This window comes from Sandaracinobacter sp. T42 (assembly GCF_059115405.1).
Genome location: NZ_CM181101.1, coordinates 825,047 through 840,149, shown reverse-complemented (window position 1 = coordinate 840,149; position 15,103 = coordinate 825,047). Strand labels below are relative to the sequence as shown.

Annotated in this window: 18 protein-coding genes and 1 tRNA gene; 6 read left to right on the top strand and 13 right to left on the bottom strand. The window is 64.6% G+C overall.

What is annotated here, in order from left to right; all coding sequences use genetic code 11:
• Positions 1 to 10: 10 nt before the first annotated feature.
• Both ACW9TV_RS04055 and ACW9TV_RS04050 read right to left on the bottom strand, forming a co-directional pair.
• Positions 11 to 2,152, bottom strand: coding sequence for a thiamine pyrophosphate-dependent enzyme (locus tag ACW9TV_RS04055; protein ID WP_494304576.1), 2,142 nt, complete (start codon positions 2,150 to 2,152; stop codon positions 11 to 13).
• A 4-nt stretch (positions 2,153 to 2,156) separates the two neighbouring features.
• Positions 2,157 to 2,936, bottom strand: coding sequence for a cyclase family protein (locus ACW9TV_RS04050; protein ID WP_494304575.1), 780 nt, complete (start codon positions 2,934 to 2,936; stop codon positions 2,157 to 2,159).
• 83 nt (positions 2,937 to 3,019) lie between these two features.
• Here ACW9TV_RS04050 and ACW9TV_RS04045 point away from each other — a divergent pair, with 83 nt between their 5' ends.
• The gene (locus tag ACW9TV_RS04045) at positions 3,020 to 3,526 is read left to right on the top strand and encodes a MarR family winged helix-turn-helix transcriptional regulator (RefSeq protein WP_494304574.1); all 507 of its coding nucleotides are present in this window, start codon (positions 3,020 to 3,022) and stop codon (positions 3,524 to 3,526) included.
• 134 nt (positions 3,527 to 3,660) lie between these two features.
• Here ACW9TV_RS04045 and ACW9TV_RS04040 read toward each other — a convergent pair.
• From ACW9TV_RS04040 to ACW9TV_RS04020, 5 genes are all read right to left on the bottom strand, one after another.
• Positions 3,661 to 3,737, bottom strand: a tRNA-Arg gene (locus ACW9TV_RS04040).
• 40 nt (positions 3,738 to 3,777) lie between these two features.
• Positions 3,778 to 4,209: a DUF1178 family protein gene (locus ACW9TV_RS04035; RefSeq protein ID WP_494304573.1), complete on the bottom strand. Its 432-nt coding sequence runs from the start codon at positions 4,207 to 4,209 to the stop codon at positions 3,778 to 3,780.
• Entirely contained in the window at positions 4,206 to 5,051 is an 846-nt protein-coding gene (locus tag ACW9TV_RS04030) for a carbon-nitrogen hydrolase family protein (RefSeq protein ID WP_494304572.1), read from the bottom strand. Before ACW9TV_RS04030 ends, ACW9TV_RS04035 begins: the two co-directional genes overlap by 4 nt.
• Positions 5,048 to 5,305: a glutaredoxin 3 gene (gene grxC, locus ACW9TV_RS04025; protein WP_494304571.1), complete on the bottom strand. Its 258-nt coding sequence runs from the start codon at positions 5,303 to 5,305 to the stop codon at positions 5,048 to 5,050. The genes ACW9TV_RS04030 and grxC overlap by 4 nt, the downstream gene beginning before the upstream one ends.
• Positions 5,292 to 6,095, bottom strand: a complete 804-nt coding sequence (locus ACW9TV_RS04020; RefSeq protein WP_494304570.1) for a ComF family protein — start codon at positions 6,093 to 6,095, stop codon at positions 5,292 to 5,294. Before ACW9TV_RS04020 ends, grxC begins: the two co-directional genes overlap by 14 nt.
• Before the next feature lie 38 nt (positions 6,096 to 6,133).
• Between ACW9TV_RS04020 and ACW9TV_RS04015 the strand changes: the two genes are divergently transcribed.
• Positions 6,134 to 6,895 carry a class I SAM-dependent methyltransferase gene (locus ACW9TV_RS04015; RefSeq protein WP_494304569.1) on the top strand — a complete coding sequence of 254 codons (762 nt, stop codon included), beginning with the start codon at positions 6,134 to 6,136 and terminating at the stop codon, positions 6,893 to 6,895.
• A gap of 27 nt (positions 6,896 to 6,922) precedes the next feature.
• On the opposite strand, the gene ACW9TV_RS04010 is transcribed toward ACW9TV_RS04015, so the two are convergent.
• The 6 genes from ACW9TV_RS04010 to ACW9TV_RS03985 form a co-directional block, all read right to left on the bottom strand.
• Positions 6,923 to 7,786: an alpha/beta fold hydrolase gene (locus tag ACW9TV_RS04010; RefSeq protein WP_494304568.1), complete on the bottom strand. Its 864-nt coding sequence runs from the start codon at positions 7,784 to 7,786 to the stop codon at positions 6,923 to 6,925.
• Positions 7,783 to 8,946 carry an ABC transporter ATP-binding protein gene (locus tag ACW9TV_RS04005; protein ID WP_494304567.1) on the bottom strand — a complete coding sequence of 388 codons (1,164 nt, stop codon included), beginning with the start codon at positions 8,944 to 8,946 and terminating at the stop codon, positions 7,783 to 7,785. The genes ACW9TV_RS04010 and ACW9TV_RS04005 overlap by 4 nt, the downstream gene beginning before the upstream one ends.
• Positions 8,946 to 9,779 (bottom strand): ABC transporter permease, encoded by an 834-nt coding sequence (locus ACW9TV_RS04000; RefSeq protein ID WP_494304566.1) that lies wholly within the window; start codon positions 9,777 to 9,779, stop codon positions 8,946 to 8,948. The genes ACW9TV_RS04005 and ACW9TV_RS04000 overlap by 1 nt, the downstream gene beginning before the upstream one ends.
• A gap of 10 nt (positions 9,780 to 9,789) precedes the next feature.
• Entirely contained in the window at positions 9,790 to 10,659 is an 870-nt protein-coding gene (locus ACW9TV_RS03995; RefSeq protein WP_494304565.1) for an ABC transporter permease, read from the bottom strand.
• Positions 10,660 to 10,681: 22 nt separating this feature from the next.
• Positions 10,682 to 11,794 (bottom strand): ABC transporter substrate-binding protein, encoded by a 1,113-nt coding sequence (locus ACW9TV_RS03990; RefSeq protein WP_494304564.1) that lies wholly within the window; start codon positions 11,792 to 11,794, stop codon positions 10,682 to 10,684.
• A 105-nt stretch (positions 11,795 to 11,899) separates the two neighbouring features.
• A complete protein-coding gene (locus tag ACW9TV_RS03985) occupies positions 11,900 to 12,850 on the bottom strand; it encodes a D-alanyl-D-alanine carboxypeptidase family protein (protein ID WP_494304563.1) in 951 nt (316 codons plus the stop codon).
• 95 nt (positions 12,851 to 12,945) lie between these two features.
• On the opposite strand from ACW9TV_RS03985, the gene lipB reads away from it, so the two are divergent.
• The 4 genes from lipB to ACW9TV_RS03965 all read left to right on the top strand — a co-directional run bounded on the left by lipB (position 12,946) and on the right by ACW9TV_RS03965 (position 14,984).
• A complete protein-coding gene (gene lipB, locus ACW9TV_RS03980) occupies positions 12,946 to 13,641 on the top strand; it encodes a lipoyl(octanoyl) transferase LipB (protein ID WP_494304562.1) in 696 nt (231 codons plus the stop codon).
• 75 nt (positions 13,642 to 13,716) lie between these two features.
• Complete coding sequence (locus ACW9TV_RS03975) at positions 13,717 to 13,998, top strand: hypothetical protein (RefSeq protein WP_494304561.1); 282 nt, start codon at positions 13,717 to 13,719, stop codon at positions 13,996 to 13,998.
• Positions 13,999 to 14,085: 87 nt separating this feature from the next.
• Positions 14,086 to 14,388, top strand: coding sequence for an SCP2 sterol-binding domain-containing protein (locus ACW9TV_RS03970; protein ID WP_494304560.1), 303 nt, complete (start codon positions 14,086 to 14,088; stop codon positions 14,386 to 14,388).
• Between the two features lie 68 nt (positions 14,389 to 14,456).
• Positions 14,457 to 14,984: a hypothetical protein gene (locus ACW9TV_RS03965; RefSeq protein WP_494304559.1), complete on the top strand. Its 528-nt coding sequence runs from the start codon at positions 14,457 to 14,459 to the stop codon at positions 14,982 to 14,984.
• The last annotated feature ends 119 nt before the right edge of the window (positions 14,985 to 15,103 follow it).

Below are 15,103 nucleotides of genomic sequence, written 5' to 3'. Positions count from 1 at the left end.
CAGCTCGCTTTCAGAAGGCGCGGGCCGCAATGGCCCGGGCATGCCGGTCCTGCAGCCATGTGATCGTCGTGCGGCGGACCCAGTTGCGGAGACGATCCCATTTCGTTGGGTTGCTGATGATCTGCGCCTTGTAGAAGGACGGACAGAGCACGGCCGCATGCGCCACCTCGCCGCAATTGCCGCAGCCGACGCAGCTGTTGTCGATATGGGTGACGGGATGCTGGCGCAGCGGATCAGGATTCGGTTTGATGCCGAGCGAGGGGCAGCCGGAGAGGCGGATGCAGGCATGGTCCCCGGTGCAGGTCTCGGGATCGACGCCGAAGCGTTCGCGGACGACCCGCTTCCCCTCGCGGACGGCTTGAGCAAGCTGGGGCCTGATGCGGCGTTGCCGGTTCAGCATGCACTCCGACTGGGCGACGATCACCTTCGGCCCCTTCTCAGGGCTGGTGAGCGCATCCTTCAGGGTGTCGCGCATGCGGGCGACATCATAGGTTCGCGTCAACGTGCGGACCCAGCTGACGCCAATCCCGCGCACGGCCTGCTCGATCGGGTGAAAGGTGGTCCGGGTGCTGTTTTCCGCCCGGGACGAAAGGATATCCTGCCCGCCCGTCGCGGCCGAATAGCCATTGTCGACGATGATCGTCACGCTGTCGTCCTGGTTGAAGACGGCGTTGCCGATGCCGGAGGTGAGGCCGTTGTGCCAGAATCCGCCATCGCCCATCATCGCGACCGCGCGCCGGCCACCGGGCCCCGGGGCCGGCTTGAACGCGGAGGCCCCCGCGGTTCCAAGCCCGTAGCCCATTGTCGTGTTGCCGATGTGGAAGGGCGGCAGGATCGAGAACAGGTGGCAGCCGATATCGGCCGAGACATGCAGATCGCCCAGTTCCTGCTGCACCAGTTTCATTGCAGCAAAGATGGGGCGTTCCGGGCAGCCGGTGCAGAAACCGGCGGGCCGCTGCGGAACCGTTGAGGCAAGCTCGGGCTCTGCCGGCATGGGGGGCGGCGGGGCGGCGGGCGCAAGCGCCGGCGCCCACTGCGCCAGAAAGGAACGGACGCCGTCAAGGATCACCTGCCCGCTGTACTCGCCGGCGCGGGGCAGAAGTTCCTTGCCGACCACGCGGGTGTTGATGTCGGCGCGCCTGAGGAGGGTGTTGAGCTCATGCTCGACGAACTCGGGCTGCCCTTCCTCGAGGATGAGCACTGCCGACTTGCCGGCGCAGAAGCGGGCCACCTCTTCCGGAATCAGCGGATAGGCGACGTTCATGCAATAGACCGGAAGCCGGGCCGCGCCATGTTGATCGGAGAGGCCCAGCAGTTCCAGCGCCCGGTTCAGCGTGTTGAACAGGCCGCCCTGAACGATGATGCCGATTTCACCGGAATCCGGGCCGAACCATTCGTTGAGGCGGTGTTCCTGGATATAGCGCTGCGCGGCCGGCCAGCGCCGTTCGATCTTTTCTCGTTCGTGGAGGAAGTTTGCCGGCGGAAGGACGATGCGATCGAGATCGCGCCTGGGGCTTGCTGCCGCCTGCCCGACGGTGAGCGGCGGACGGCGGTTGTCCTTTGCGATGAAGCTGCCGGTCACGTGGCAGGCGCGCACGCGCAGTTCCAGCATGACCGGCGTGCTGGACGCCTCGGAGAGGGCGAAACCATGTTCCACCATCTCGACGATGCTGGGCAGGTTGGGGCGTGGATCCAGCAGCCACATCTGCGATTTCATGGCGAAGGCATGCGTGCGTTCCTGCATGATCGAGGAACCTTCGCCATAGTCCTCGCCCACGATCACGAGGGCGCCGCCGGTCACGCCGCCGCTCGCCACATTGGACAGCGCGTCCGACGCGACATTGGTGCCGACCACCGATTTCCAGGCAACGGCGCCGCGCAGCGGATAATTGACCGAAGCCGCCAGCATGGCAGCGGCCGCTGCCTCGCTGGCGTTGGATTCGAAATGCACGCCAAGCTCGCGCAGGAGCGGGTCGGCGTCTGCGAACACGTCCATCAGGTGGCTGATGGGCGAGCCCTGATAGCCGCCGACATAGGCAACGCCGGATTGCAGCAGCGCCTTGGTAACCGCCAGAATGCCCTCGCCTTCGAAGGTTTCACCTTCGCCAAGCCGAAGCTTCTCCACCTCTTCCCGGAACGAGCGCTCCGCCACAGTCTCAGCCCTCGACCAGCGCCAACACGCGCAGCGGGCTGCCCGAGCCGCCGACGATCTTCAGCGGGGCGGCAAGGAGGATGGCGCCTGTCGGCGGCAACTGATCGAGGTTGGCGAGACATTGCAGGCCATAGCGCCCGGCCCCGTGGAACAGCGCGTGGGCGGGATACATCGGCTCCAGAAGGTGCGCCTGACCGGCATCGGTTCCGATCGTCTCGACACCGAAGCCCAGCGCCTGCCGATCCTCGACCAGGAAGCGGACAGCCTCGGCCGAAGGCCCGGGGGTGTGCGCGCCATCTTCGCGACGGTTGGTATAGGCATCACCCTGGCGCTTCGACCAGTCCGTGCGCAGCAGCACCCATTGGCGCGGCGCGATGCGGCCGTGCTGCGCCTCGAACGCAAGGATGTCATCGACGGTGAGCAGATAATCCGGATCGGCTTCGGCCCTGTCGGAAATGTCGATGACGACAGCCGGCGCCACGAGATCCGATGGCGGGACGGTATCGACACTGTTGTCGGGCAGATCCTTGCCCGTCACCCAGTGTACGGGGGCATCGAAGTGGGTTCCGGTGTGCTCGCCCACGGTGAAGTTGTTCCAGAACCAGGCCACGCCCTTGTCATCATAGCGCGAGATCTGCTGGCGGCTGAACGCGGCCGTCTGGCCGAACGGTTCCGGCAACACAAGCAGCGGCGTTTCCTCGGACAGCGGCTGGGTGAGGTCTATGATGCGGACCTTTCCGCTCGCGAGCCCGGCCGCGAACTGCTGCAGCAATGATTGCGCCACCTTATTTCTCCCTTTCCCGTTATGGGCTCAGGTTGATGCAAGAAACTTGCATATGCAACCTTTTTGTTGAGGCGGCCCAATTGATGCAGCAGCGCTGCGTCGTTACCGTTCCGCAGACGATGGCTGATATCGACACCCGTATCCTGGGGGATCCTGGCACACCGGCATTCCAGGTGCGCAAGTATCCGTTCTACCTGCTCAATCGGCTGGTCGGGCTGTACAACAAGGTGATCGAACGCGAGCTGCGCGCCATCGGCCTGGAGATACCGGCCTGGCGGGTGCTGATGATCCTGGGGGAGAAGGATCCCTCGGGCACGCGCGACATTTCCGGGGCGGCGATGATTCCGATCTCGACCATGACCCGCATCATCCAGCGCATGGCGGCCGCCGGGCTGGTCACGACGGCCGCAAGCGCCACCGACGCGCGGGTGACGCTGGTCTCGCTCACGCCGCTGGGGCAGGAGAAGCTGACGCAGGCGCGAAGGGCGACGGCGCCGGTTTATGCCCGGGTGATCCGCGGCCTGGACCGCAACGAATTCGACAAGCTGCTGTCGCTGCTGGAGCGGCTCCACGACAATCTGGAGGGCTAAACGGTGCTTAACCGGATCGGGGCCGGGCAATGAGGGGATGTATCCGGGCGCGCTGCAGTGTCGGCTTCGTCTGGCGAACTGATCAGCTGCCGCCGGCTCGCTAAAGGGATTCCGGCACTGGATGATTCCGGAAATGGTGGTCCCGACAGGATTCGAACCTGTGGCCTACGGTTTAGGAAACCGCCGCTCTATCCTGCTGAGCTACGGGACCATGCGCGCGCTTTGCGGCATCGGCATCCGAATCGCAAGCGTCAGGCATCTGCCAGCCGGCGGGGGCGGAAGGGAAGCGGCGCGACGGGAATACCTTCGGAAATGAGTTCCGCCGCTTCGGCGAGGCTGGCTTCGCCATAGATGCCGCGCGGGGCCGGTTCGCCTGTGTCGGCGGCTTCATGGCGGGCGCGGGCTTCGGCTGCGAATTCCCGACCGACATAATCGCAGTTCGCTTCGACTTCCGCGCGCAGGGCCTTGAGCCGGGCGGCCTCTGTCTGGCGTTCGGCCGCAGTCACCAGGCGATTCCCCTTGGGCGACACGGCCGGCGCCATCACGGCCTTGTCCACCTCTGCCGTGCCGCACATCGGGCAGGCGACGAGGCCGCGCGCCTTCTGCGCCTCATAATCCGAACTGCTGTCGAACCAGGCTTCGAAGATGTGGGACTGGCCGCACTTCAGGTCGAACACGATCATCGCGCGTCTGCGATCCGGGCATCGGCCAGCGGGCGGGCATGGCGCAGGTTCGGAATGCGGGCGCGGGCATCGGCCACTTCGCCCAGATCGATATCGACGGTCGCGATGCCCGGTTCCGTCCCCATGTCGAGAAGGACGCGACCCCAGGGATCGACGACGAGGGAATGGCCATAGGTTTCGCGGCCGTCCTGGTGCAGGCCGGATTGCGCGGCCGCAACGACGAAGGCGCCAGTTTCGATGGCGCGGGCCCGCAGCAGCACGTGCCAGTGGGCCTCTCCTGTGGGGACGGTGAAGGCAGCCGGCTGGGCAATGACCTGCGCGCCGGCAAGCGCCAGCGCATTGTGCAGCTGCGGAAAGCGGAGGTCGTAGCAGATGGCAAGACCGAGGCGCCCCCAGGGCAGATCCGCGAGTTGCAACTGCCCGCCAGACAGGAAGCTTGCGGATTCGCGATAACTGTCTCCGTTCGGGAGATCGACGTCGAACAGGTGCATTTTGTCGTAGCGAGCGGCGATGCGGCCGTCGGCTGCGATCAGGAAGCTGCGATTGGCGAGCCGACCTTCGGGGGAGGCCGCCGGGTCGCGGATGGCAAGCGAGCCGATGGAAATGGCGACGCTGCGCCTTCTGGCGACATCGGAAAGTGCGGCGAGCACCGGATCGTCCGCTTCGGTTCGGGCCGCCGCCAGCAGGCGCCGGGTGTTTCGATCCAGAAGCCCCGACATTTCCGGCGTGAAGACGATTTCCACCCCTTCGGCGGCCAGCCGTTCGGCCGCCTCGGCCAGGCTGGCTGCATTCGCATCAGGATCGAGTCCAGTCCGGGTCTGGACGAGACCCAGTTTCGTCATGCCGCCAGCAGCGGGTCGAGCCCGCCGGCCCGATCGAGGGCTGCGAGATCGTCTGAGCCGCCGATATGCCGATCATCGATGAAAACCTGCGGCACCGTGGTGCGGCCGTTGGCGCGCTGGATCATTTCAGCCCGCTTCGGTCCGCCCATGCTGATATCATACTCCACAACCTCCACGCCCTTCGACGCCAGCAGCGACTTGGCGCGCGTGCAATAGGGGCAGAGGAACTTGGTGTAGATTTCAACCTTGACCATGACCATCCTGACTGGGTGCAAGTGCAACATATGGAGCAGCATCGGTTGCTGCAACCCGGGCATGAACAAGAACCGATACCCGGGCCGCGCCGGCCCGCTTCAGCAGCCGGGCGGCGGCGGACGCCGTGGCGCCGCTTGTCATCACATCGTCCACAAGGATCACCTCGCGCCCGGCGATACGTGCCCCTGCATCGAGTGCCAGCCGGAACGCTCCCTTCACGTTCAACTGGCGCTGCCGGCGGCTGAGGCCCTTCGTGCGCGGCGTCGCCTTTACGCGGACGAGCAGATCCGGATGGAGCGGTGCGCCCGATGCGCGGGCGATGGCGCGCGCCAGCACCAGCGCCTGGTTGTAACCGCGCGCCGCCAGTCGCCATCGGTGGAGCGGGACGGCGCAAACCAGCGTGTCGGGCCCAACCCAGTCCGGCGCCGCGCGCAGCATTGCGGCGGCCATGGGGGTGGCATAGGCCTCGCGCCCGTTCTTGAAGGCCAGCACGAGTTGACGGGCCGGGCCGTCGTAGAGATAGGGCGCGGCCGTGCGGTCGAAGCGGGGCGGATCCCTCAGGCAGCCGAGACAGTGACTTTCGGTGCGCCATGCCATCGGCAGGGGAATCGCGCACTGCACGCATCGGCCCGCATCGATGGGCTTCAGGGCAGCGAAGCAATCGGCGCAGAAGCTGAGCGGGGTGGCGACCGGGGACTTGCAGGCGATGCAGGCCGGGGGCATCAGCAGATCGACAAGCCCGCGCGCAGTGGTTCGGGCGGCATCAAGGAACGGGTTGGCGGCGACCATTTGCCGGCACCCTAGCATGAAGATGGGACTGGCGCGCCATGGCGCAATTCGAGCCTTTCGACAGGGCGGCGCGACGTCGGGCGCGGGACCGGGCCGCCGGGCTGATCCCGGGGCGCGAACAGGTGTTGCGGCATGTGGCGGCCGAACTGGCGGAACGACGACGTCTGCTGGGCGCGACACCCGAAGGCGAGGAATTGTGGATCGGACTGATGCTGCCGCCGCCTGGCGTTGCGGGGCTGGACCCTTCGCCCCGCCTTGCGTCGGCGCATGGTGGAATCGCCGGCGACGAGGATCAGCGCCATTTCGCGGACGGGCGGTTCGCAAGGATCACCGCCTTCATGACATTTCATGGCGTGAATGACCTGCCCGGTGCGCTGCTGCTGGCGCGGCGGGCGCTTGTGCGCGGTGGCCGGTTCCAGGCGGCCTTCCCCGCCGGCTTCTCGCTGGGGGCCGTGCGCGAGGCATTTCTGGAAGCCGATGTGGCGGCTGGCGGCGGGGTTGCGCCGCGCGTGGGGCCGACTGTCGATCCGGCGGAGGTGGCCGGGCTGCTGCAGCGGGCGGGTTTTCTGGATCCCGTCGCCGAGGTGGAAACGCTGACGCTTCGCTATCGGAGCCTGGCCGACCTGGCGCAGGATGTGCGAGCGCATGGTGACAGCGGCTGGCTGACGAGCCGGGCGCGCGGCTTGATGACGCCAAGGCGCTGGGCGACGGCGGAAGCCCTGTTCGCGCAGGATGCCGCGGCAGACGGCAAGACGCCGGTGACTGTGCAGATCCTGTATCTGTCCGCCAAGGCCCCCTAGAAGAGACGGGCGGCCCGCCCCTGAGGCCTAGGAAAGCCCGGCGAGATAGGGCCGCACCAGATCGGGGTGGGTGACCGGCAGGAAGTGGCCGGTGCCGGGGAAGCGCCTGACGGTGGCTTCGGGGTGCAGGCGGCGGATTTCGGCTTCTGCGGCGGGCGGGACGGTGCTGCCGATCTCTGCGGCCAGCAGGGTGAAGGGAATGCGGCATGCCTCCATGCTCTGCTGCATGGTGGTGCTGACGCCCCGGAAGCTGGTGGCTTCCCATGCTGGCGTGCAGGCGAGGCGGATACCACATTCGTTGCTGGGGTTCGGATCCGGCAGAGTGCCACCTTCGATATAATCTTTGAGGGCGCGATCGGGCCAGCCGGTGAAGACGCCCCGGTTGTGGTAGGCTTTGAAGATGGATTCGCGGCTGGCAAAGTGCGCACGGCGGCGAGCCGCCTGTTCGGCCATGTGGTGCGGGGCATCCGGGTTTCCCCGGTAGGCTTGCACCTGATCGAAGGGGATGAAGGGCGGATCAATCAGCAGCACGGAACTGGCAAGACCGGGCGTTTCGACTGCAGCTTCGAAGGCCGAGGTGGCGCCGAAGCTGTGGCCTGCAAGGCGGACGGGGCCGCCGCCCAGCGCCGCGACGAGGGCTGCGATATCCCGACGGTAGGGCTTCCAGTCCGCCGGAATGATGGCCGGATCTGCCGGGAGGGTGGTGCGGCCGTGGCCGCGCGCATCGAAGGCGACGATTCGATATTGTTCGCCCAGCGGTTCAAGCAGCTGGAGATAGGTGCGCGCACACATGCCTGTCGCGTGGGCAAAGACCAGAAGCGGCCCTTTGCCCCATTGCAGCGTGAACATCTGCCCATCCGGCAGGTCGATGAGAATCTCTTGCGGGCTCATGCGAGCAGCACATGTGCGCCTTCGGCATGCCAGCCAAGCCATACATTTTCATCCCAGGTGAAATCTTCCTGATCCCAGCGGGTGAGATTGGGGCGGATGACGCGGACGCGCTTGGGCTCGCGGCCTTCGGGTGCGTTGAGGCGGATATCGAACACGGATTCCGAACCGAGATAGGCGATGTCCAGGATGGTGCCGCCGACGACATTGTAGCCCGCAGGCGTCCCCTCCATCTCGGGGGGGGCTTCGCCATTGCTACGCTTGTGGATCTCCACTTTCTCCGGTCTCAGCGCGAGCCAGATCTGCACGGTTTCCGAGGCGCCCGTGCCGTGATCCAGCCAGGCCTTGATGCCGATTTCCGGGAGTTCGATGACGGCATGATCGCTGTCGTCGACTTCCACACGGCCTTCGAACAGGTTCACGCTGCCGATGAAATCGGCGACGAGGCGGGTGGCGGGAAATTCATAGAGATCGGCCGGCGTCGCCACCTGCATCAGCGAGCCCTTGTTCATCACCGCGCAACGGCTGGCGAGCGCCAGCGCCTCGTCCTGATCGTGCGTCACCATCACGAAGGTGATGCCGAGCCTGTCCTGCAGGGCGGACATTTCGAAGCGCAGTTCCTCACGCAGCTTGGCGTCCAGCGCGGAGAGGGGTTCATCCAGCAACAGCACGCGGGGGCGCTTCACGATGGCGCGGGCCAGCGCGACGCGCTGGCGCTGGCCACCCGAGAGCTGATCGGGCATGCGATCGCCATAGCCTTCGAGCTGGACGAGACTGAGGGCGGCCTTGGCGCGCTCGCGCCGCTCGACGGTGGGCACGCCTTCCATCTTCAGGCCATATTCGATGTTCTTCAGCACCGACAGGTGGGGGAAGACAGCGTAGCTCTGGAACACCATGTTCACCGGTCGCTTGTTGGGCGGCACCTTCGTCACATCCTGCCCGTCGATCAGGATCTGCCCGGACGAAGGGCTTTCGAAGCCGGCGAGCATGCGCAGCAACGTTGTCTTGCCGCAGCCCGACGGACCGAGAAGGGCGAAGAATTCACCCTCGCGAATTGTCAGGGAGACATTGTCCACCGCGACGACGGGGCCGAAGCGCTTGGTGATGTTGCGGAACTCGATGATGGTCCGCCCACTGGGGGCCTGGGGTGCCGGATCGGGCATCAGCTGGTCTTTTCGGCTTCTGCCCGGGCCTGCAGCCTGAGCGCGATGAAGGTGAGGAGGACAGTGAAAACGAGGAGGAGCGTGGAGATGGCGTTGACCTTCGGCGTCACCGAGAAGCGCACCATCGAATAGACCTTCACCGGGAAGGTGACGGTATCCGGCCCCGCCGTGAAGAAGGTGATGACGAAATCATCGAGGCTGAGGGTGAAGGCCAGCAGCGCGCCCGCCAGCAGGGCGGGCTTCAGATGCGGGATCACCACGTCCCACAGCGCCCGCCAGTCACTGGCGCCGAGGTCGCGTGCGGCTTCTTCCTGCGATCGATCGAAGCTGTGCAGCCGGGCGCGGACCACGACCGCCACGAAGGGAAAGCTGAAGGCGACATGGGCGATCACGATCGCACCCAGAGACAGCGGCCATGGCAGGCCCGAGGGCCAGGGCATCACCCGGGCGAAGAAGATCAGCATGGCGACGCCCATGCAGATTTCCGGAACCACGATCGGCAGCGAGAACGCGCCGTCGACCAGCGGCTTCCCCGGAAAACGGAAGCGCCAGAGCGCGATGGCGGCCAGCGTGCCCAGCACAAGGCTGAAGATGGTGGACAGGGCCGCGATGGTAAGTGAGTTGGCAAGCGACTGGACGAGTTCCGTGTCCTCAAACACCTTTCGGTACCAATCAAAGGTGAAACCCTGCCACTTGGTGGTCCGGCGGCTGTCATTGAAGCTCATCACCACAAGGACGACAAGCGGCGCGTAGAGGAAGATGCCGACGAGCAGCATCCACAGCCGCAGCGGCCAGCGACGGGAATAATCGAGAAGGCCGGGCTTTTCGCTCATGTCCGGCGCCTCATTCCGGGCGCTCCCGCCGCTTCAGCAGCGACTGCACCGCGATTCCGAACAGAGTCAGGTACATCAGCATGAAGGCGAGTGCGGCGCCGAACGGCCAGTCATTCGCGCGCTTGAACTGCCGTTCGATCACGTTGGCGATCATCTGGCTGTCCGGCCCGCCAAGCAGATCCGGCTGGAGATAGCTGCCCAGCACGGGGATGAAGGTGAGCAGCACGGCCGAGACGATCCCGGGCGCGGCAAGTGGCAGCACGACGTTCCAGATGGTGCGCAGATGCCCGGCGCCCAGATCGAGGCTGGCTTCCAGGAGGGAGCGATCGAGCCTGTCGAGCGCAGCATAGAGCGGCAGAACCGTGAAGGGCAAATGGACATAGACCAGGCCGACCATCACCGCGAAATTGTTGTTCATCAGCGGCAGCCGCTCGAACCCCGCCCAGCCGAACGCCAGCTCCAGCCCGCTGTTGAGCAGCCCCTCGTCGCGCAGGATGGCGATAAGCGCGTAGGTGCGGATCAGCAGGTTCGTCCAGAAGGGCAACATCACGCCGATCAGCAGCCAGGTCTTCAGACCCGGCGGCGCAAAGCTGATCGCAAGCGCGACCGGAAATCCGACGACCAGACAGATCAGCGTCGCCAGCGCGGCAAACGCCAGCGACTTTATCAGGATGCCAAGGTAAAGGGGCTCAAGCGCGCGGGCATAGTTGGCGAAGGTGCCGGAGATGTCGATGTCCGACACACCCACGTTGGAACCGAAGCTGTAGGCCCAGACCACCGCCATGGGCACGGCGAAGAACAGCAGGAACCAGCCCAGGGGCGGCCCCAGCAGGGCGGCAAGTCCCGTCTTGGCGCGCCGCCAGTCCACCCCGTCGGTCAAATACCCGCCCCCGGCTAAGGCATCAGGCCGCGCGGACGCGGGTGATCGCGTCCTCGAACATGCGCTGCTGATCGGGCCCCTCGAACTTGCCCCATTCGCTGTTGTCCATGCCCGCGCCGGTCGGGAAGACGATCGGGTTGTCGCGGTAGGATTCCGGCATCAGCGCCTTCGCCGCCGCATTCGGCGTCGGATAGAGGATGGTTTCCGCGATATGCTTGCCGGCCTCGGCGTCCAGCAGGAAGTTGATGAACTTGTGCGCCAGTTCCGGCCGCGGCGCGCCCTTGGGGATCGCCAGCGTGTCCGCGTTCAGAAGCGAGCCTTCTTTCGGCACCACGAATCCGATGTCGGGGTCTTCCGCCGCGATCTGGGCGATGTCGCCGTTGAACTCCATCACCAGGTCCACGTCACCCGCCAGCAGCAGATCCTGCCCGTTGTCCTCGTGGAAGGTCTTGATGTTGGGCTTCTGCCGGATCAGCATCTCCTCCACCTGCTTCACGGTGGCGGCGTCGATCCCGTTCAGAGACTTGCCCAGATATTTCGCCCCCAGCCGGATCAGGTCGGCCGCCTCCGAAAGCAGCGCGATGCGGCCCTTGTAAAGCTCGCTGTCGTACAGCCACTTCCAGCTGTCGGGCACGCCGTTCACGCGTGACTTGCGGTAACCGATGCCGGTGACGAGCCAGGTGTAGGGCACGCTATGCTTGGGCGCCGGATCATAATCATTCCCCAGGAATTCCGGCGCGATATTCTTGATGTTGGGGATCAGAGCCATGTCCAGCGGCAGCAACATGTCGGCCTGGCGCATCCGCGTCACGAATTCGTTCGAAGGCACGATCACATCATAGCCGGGGTTGCCGGCCTTCAGCTTGGCGAACAGCTCGTCGTTGGTGGAAAAATAGCTGGTCTGCACCTTGACGCCGCTGGCCTTCTGGAAATCGGCGAGCGTGGTTTCCCCGATGTAGGTATCCCATGTGTAGAAGTTCAGCTTGTCGCCACCGGCATCCCCGCCGCCCTTGCCGCAGGCCTGAAGTGAAAAACCAACAGCCGCGACGCCCAGCCCGGCCAGAAGGGAGCGGCGCGAGATCGATGAACGGCGGCCGGCATCGGCCCCTTCTGCCCCACCTTCGAAAGCTGTCATGCCCCGCTCTCCTCGCCGCTCAGTTGCCGATGCGGCCGTGGTAGAACAGGCGGGCTATGAAATGTAGCCCCAATGTGCATCGCAATGCAGTCGGCGGCGGGTTTGTCAGCGCTTGCGCGGCGGTGCATCTCCGCTGCCCTGCTCGACAAGCTGGCGCAGCGTTTCGTCATTCAGGTCGCCGGGTTCCGCTAGCAGGTCGGCCACCTGAACCCGCTGGCCGCGATCCCGGGCAGACAGCACGGCGAACCCGGCAGACAGCAGGCTTTCCACATTGCTGTCACGGGCGACCCGCGTGGGGCCGCCCAGCACCACCGCGATCAGGCGCCGCCCATCCCGTACGGCCGACGCAGCGAGCGTGAAGCCCGCGGCATTTGTAAAGCCTGTCTTGATGCCGTCCACGCCGGGCATGGTGCGCAGCAGATGATTGTGGTTGGGCAGTACCTGGTTGCCGAACACGAACTGCTGTTGCTGATAATAGCTGTAATATTGCGGGAAATTCCGGATCGTTGCCTGCGACAGGATGAAGATGTCCCGCGCTGTCGTGATCTGGCGGGAATCCGGCAGTCCGTTCGGATTCACGAAGCGGCTGTTCGTCATCCCCAGTTGCTTTGCGCGCACCGTCATCAGCCGCGCAAACTCCTCCGAGCTGCCGGCGATATGTTCCGCCAGTGCAACCGAGATATCATTGGCGGACTTGGTCGCGAGGCTGCGGATGGCCTGATCAACTGTCAGGCTCTCACCGGGCTTCAGCCCAAGCTTCGATGGCCGCTGGCTTGCCGCGTTGCGGCTCACCACAACCCGGTCGTCAAGCTTCAGGTTTCCGGACGCAAGCTGCTCGAACACCACATAGAGCGTCATCACCTTGGTGATGGACGCGGGAAACCGCTGCATATCGGCCCGTCGCGAATAGAGCACCTCGCCAGTCTCAGCATCCGCCACGAAGGCCGCATACTTCTGCTGGTCGAAAAGGCTGAGAGCCTGCGCCGGCGCAGGGCCATGAACCTGTGCTGCAATGCCAATCAGCAGCGCGGCTGCTACGAGGGAACGTACCGACATTACAGAGCGAATATCACAGCGCGGACTCGCTACGCCAGAGTCCACTTTGCCTTGCCGGTGGCATTGTCGCTGACAAGGCTCTATCTGGCGCAATCATGGCACCTGCCCCGGACCCCCTTTGGCGCCCGATCGCCGGATTGTCGGACTATGCGGAAACTGTCACCGCGATGGAGGCCCATGTCGAGCGGATGGCGAACGGCTCGGCGCACGAAGAGATCTGGCTTGTCGAACATCCTCCGCTGCTGACATCAGGTACCAGCGCCAATCCCGCCGACCTGCTGATGCCGGAACGCTTTCCGGTGCACGCTGTCGGTCGTGGCGGACGTTTCACGTATCACGGGCCCGGCCAGCGGGTTGTCTATCCGATGCTGGATCTCAGGATGCGCGGGCGCGACGTGAGACGTTATGTCTCGGCACTTGAGGCATGGGCGATCGCATCACTGGCTGATTGCGGTGTCGAGGCCGGGATCAGTGATGCGGGAACCGGCATCTGGGTGTTGTCCGGCAACAGCCTGTACAAGATTGGTGCCATCGGCGTTCGTGTCAGACGGTGGATAAGTTTCCATGGGCTGGCACTCAACGTGACGACCGATCTCGAACATTATCAGGCGATCGTACCCTGCGGTATCTCGGAGTTCGGCGTGACACGCGCCGCCGATCTGGTGCCCGGCCTGACGATGGCGCATCTGGATGAGGCATTGCACCTCAACCTGCCTGTTTTGATGCACTTCCTGTCGGCAGCGGAGCCGCCACGTATCAAGACGCTTGAGGCCCACCGGGATTGCCGCTAGGTTCCCGCCCGGTTCGGGGTCGGTAGGGATCGAAAGCTCCAGAACTTTCGAAAATGACCAATCAGGAGTCAGATAATGGGTGACGTTCTCCAGAAGGTGAAGGCTGCCGCGCTCGTGACCGGCGCTGCTCTGTTCGTTGTTGCTTGCGGCGGCACCAAGCCGGCCGAAGAAGCTGCCGCCCCGACCGAAGCGGCTGCCGTGGAAGCCGCTCCGGCTGATGTGGCCCCCGTTGATGCCGCTGCTGCCCCGGCTGACGCTGCCGCTGCCGCGACCGATGCGGCCGCCGCTGCGACCGATGCGGCCGCTGCCGCTGCTGATGCGGCCGCTGCTGCTCCGGCGGAAGCTCCGGCCAAGTAAGTTGTCCAGTTTCGACCATCAGGTCGATTGGTTTCGGAAAGGCCGCCTCAAAAAGGCGGCCTTTCTTGCAAGTGGAGGGAGAAGAGCATGAGCTTGCATGAGATTACCCAGGGAATGTCCGAGCGCGTCGCCAAGAATGGCGGGATTGCCGGAAAGGTCGTTACCTTCGACTTCGGAGATGATGGCGCCGTCCGTATCGATGGCACCAGCAACCCTGCAGCCGTCAGCAACGACAATGGCCCTGCGGACTGCCGTGTGAAGGTGACAATGTCAGACTTCATCGACATTGCAGATGGCAAGCAGAATGCCCAGATGGCCTTCATGATGGGAAAATTGAAGGTCGAAGGTGACATGGGGATCGCCATGCAACTCGGGAAGATCCTGGGCTGATGTTGGCTTCTAGGAAGGTTTCGCCGATCGGGGTTGCCGTAAAGGCTACAGCTCTTTTGCTTGGCGGAATGCTTGCCGGCACGAGCGTCGGGGCAACAACCGCCCCGACGCCTCTGGCCGGCCTCAATACAAGGGAAGACAAGGCCGAGAAGGTCTGGAGCCTCAGGTCGGGGCTCAACGTTGCGGCACTTCAGTGTCAGTTCTCGCCTTTCTTGGCCACTGTGCCAACATACAATGCACTGCTTCGACAACATTCGGACGAGATGGCGGATGCCTTCAAGCAGATGACAAGCTATTTCGTGCGGACAAAGGGGCCAAAGGCCGGTCAGCGTGCATTCGATACCTACGCGACCAGATCCAATCAGAGCTGGGCCAGCTTCGATGGCCAGGTCAGTTTTTGTAATATGGCAGCACTGGTCGGCCGGCGTGCACTAGCTGTCCCCAAGGGACAGTTCGCCGAATTTGCCGCTGCGGAACTCCCGGCTCTCCGCGAGAGCCTTGGCGTGAGGCAGGCCCATATCCTTGCCCCCAAGCTCGAATGGGCCATTGTTCCCCAGTTGACCGATCCCTGCAAAGGCAAGTCCCGCTGCCGATAGGCCGGTCAATCCTCAAACAGGTTGCACCGATTATTCATTCGCTGATTGGCTGATTACCAGCCTATCCCTCCTGCGGTGGCATCGCTTTCGCTCCGTCGCAGCAGGAACGATTCAATTAG

What these genes read in the sequence shown, in the direction of transcription:
- ACW9TV_RS04005 (WP_494304567.1), bottom strand. Translation starts at nt 8,946, where the DNA reads ATGCCCGATCCGGCACCCCAGGCCCCCAGTGGGCGGACCATCATCGAG.
- ACW9TV_RS03975 (WP_494304561.1), top strand. Translation starts at nt 13,717, where the DNA reads ATGGGTGACGTTCTCCAGAAGGTGAAGGCTGCCGCGCTCGTGACCGGC.
- ACW9TV_RS03965 (WP_494304559.1), top strand. Translation starts at nt 14,457, where the DNA reads ATGCTTGCCGGCACGAGCGTCGGGGCAACAACCGCCCCGACGCCTCTG.
- ACW9TV_RS04015 (WP_494304569.1), top strand. Translation starts at nt 6,134, where the DNA reads ATGGCGCAATTCGAGCCTTTCGACAGGGCGGCGCGACGTCGGGCGCGG.
- ACW9TV_RS04020 (WP_494304570.1), bottom strand. Translation starts at nt 6,095, where the DNA reads ATGGTCGCCGCCAACCCGTTCCTTGATGCCGCCCGAACCACTGCGCGC.
- ACW9TV_RS03990 (WP_494304564.1), bottom strand. Translation starts at nt 11,794, where the DNA reads ATGACAGCTTTCGAAGGTGGGGCAGAAGGGGCCGATGCCGGCCGCCGT.
- grxC (WP_494304571.1), bottom strand. Translation starts at nt 5,305, where the DNA reads ATGGTCAAGGTTGAAATCTACACCAAGTTCCTCTGCCCCTATTGCACG.
- lipB (WP_494304562.1), top strand. Translation starts at nt 12,946, where the DNA reads ATGGCACCTGCCCCGGACCCCCTTTGGCGCCCGATCGCCGGATTGTCG.
- ACW9TV_RS04035 (WP_494304573.1), bottom strand. Translation starts at nt 4,209, where the DNA reads ATGATCGTGTTCGACCTGAAGTGCGGCCAGTCCCACATCTTCGAAGCC.
- ACW9TV_RS03985 (WP_494304563.1), bottom strand. Translation starts at nt 12,850, where the DNA reads ATGTCGGTACGTTCCCTCGTAGCAGCCGCGCTGCTGATTGGCATTGCA.
- ACW9TV_RS04045 (WP_494304574.1), top strand. Translation starts at nt 3,020, where the DNA reads ATGCAGCAGCGCTGCGTCGTTACCGTTCCGCAGACGATGGCTGATATC.
- ACW9TV_RS03970 (WP_494304560.1), top strand. Translation starts at nt 14,086, where the DNA reads ATGAGCTTGCATGAGATTACCCAGGGAATGTCCGAGCGCGTCGCCAAG.
- ACW9TV_RS04010 (WP_494304568.1), bottom strand. Translation starts at nt 7,786, where the DNA reads ATGAGCCCGCAAGAGATTCTCATCGACCTGCCGGATGGGCAGATGTTC.
- ACW9TV_RS04030 (WP_494304572.1), bottom strand. Translation starts at nt 5,051, where the DNA reads ATGACGAAACTGGGTCTCGTCCAGACCCGGACTGGACTCGATCCTGAT.
- ACW9TV_RS04000 (WP_494304566.1), bottom strand. Translation starts at nt 9,779, where the DNA reads ATGAGCGAAAAGCCCGGCCTTCTCGATTATTCCCGTCGCTGGCCGCTG.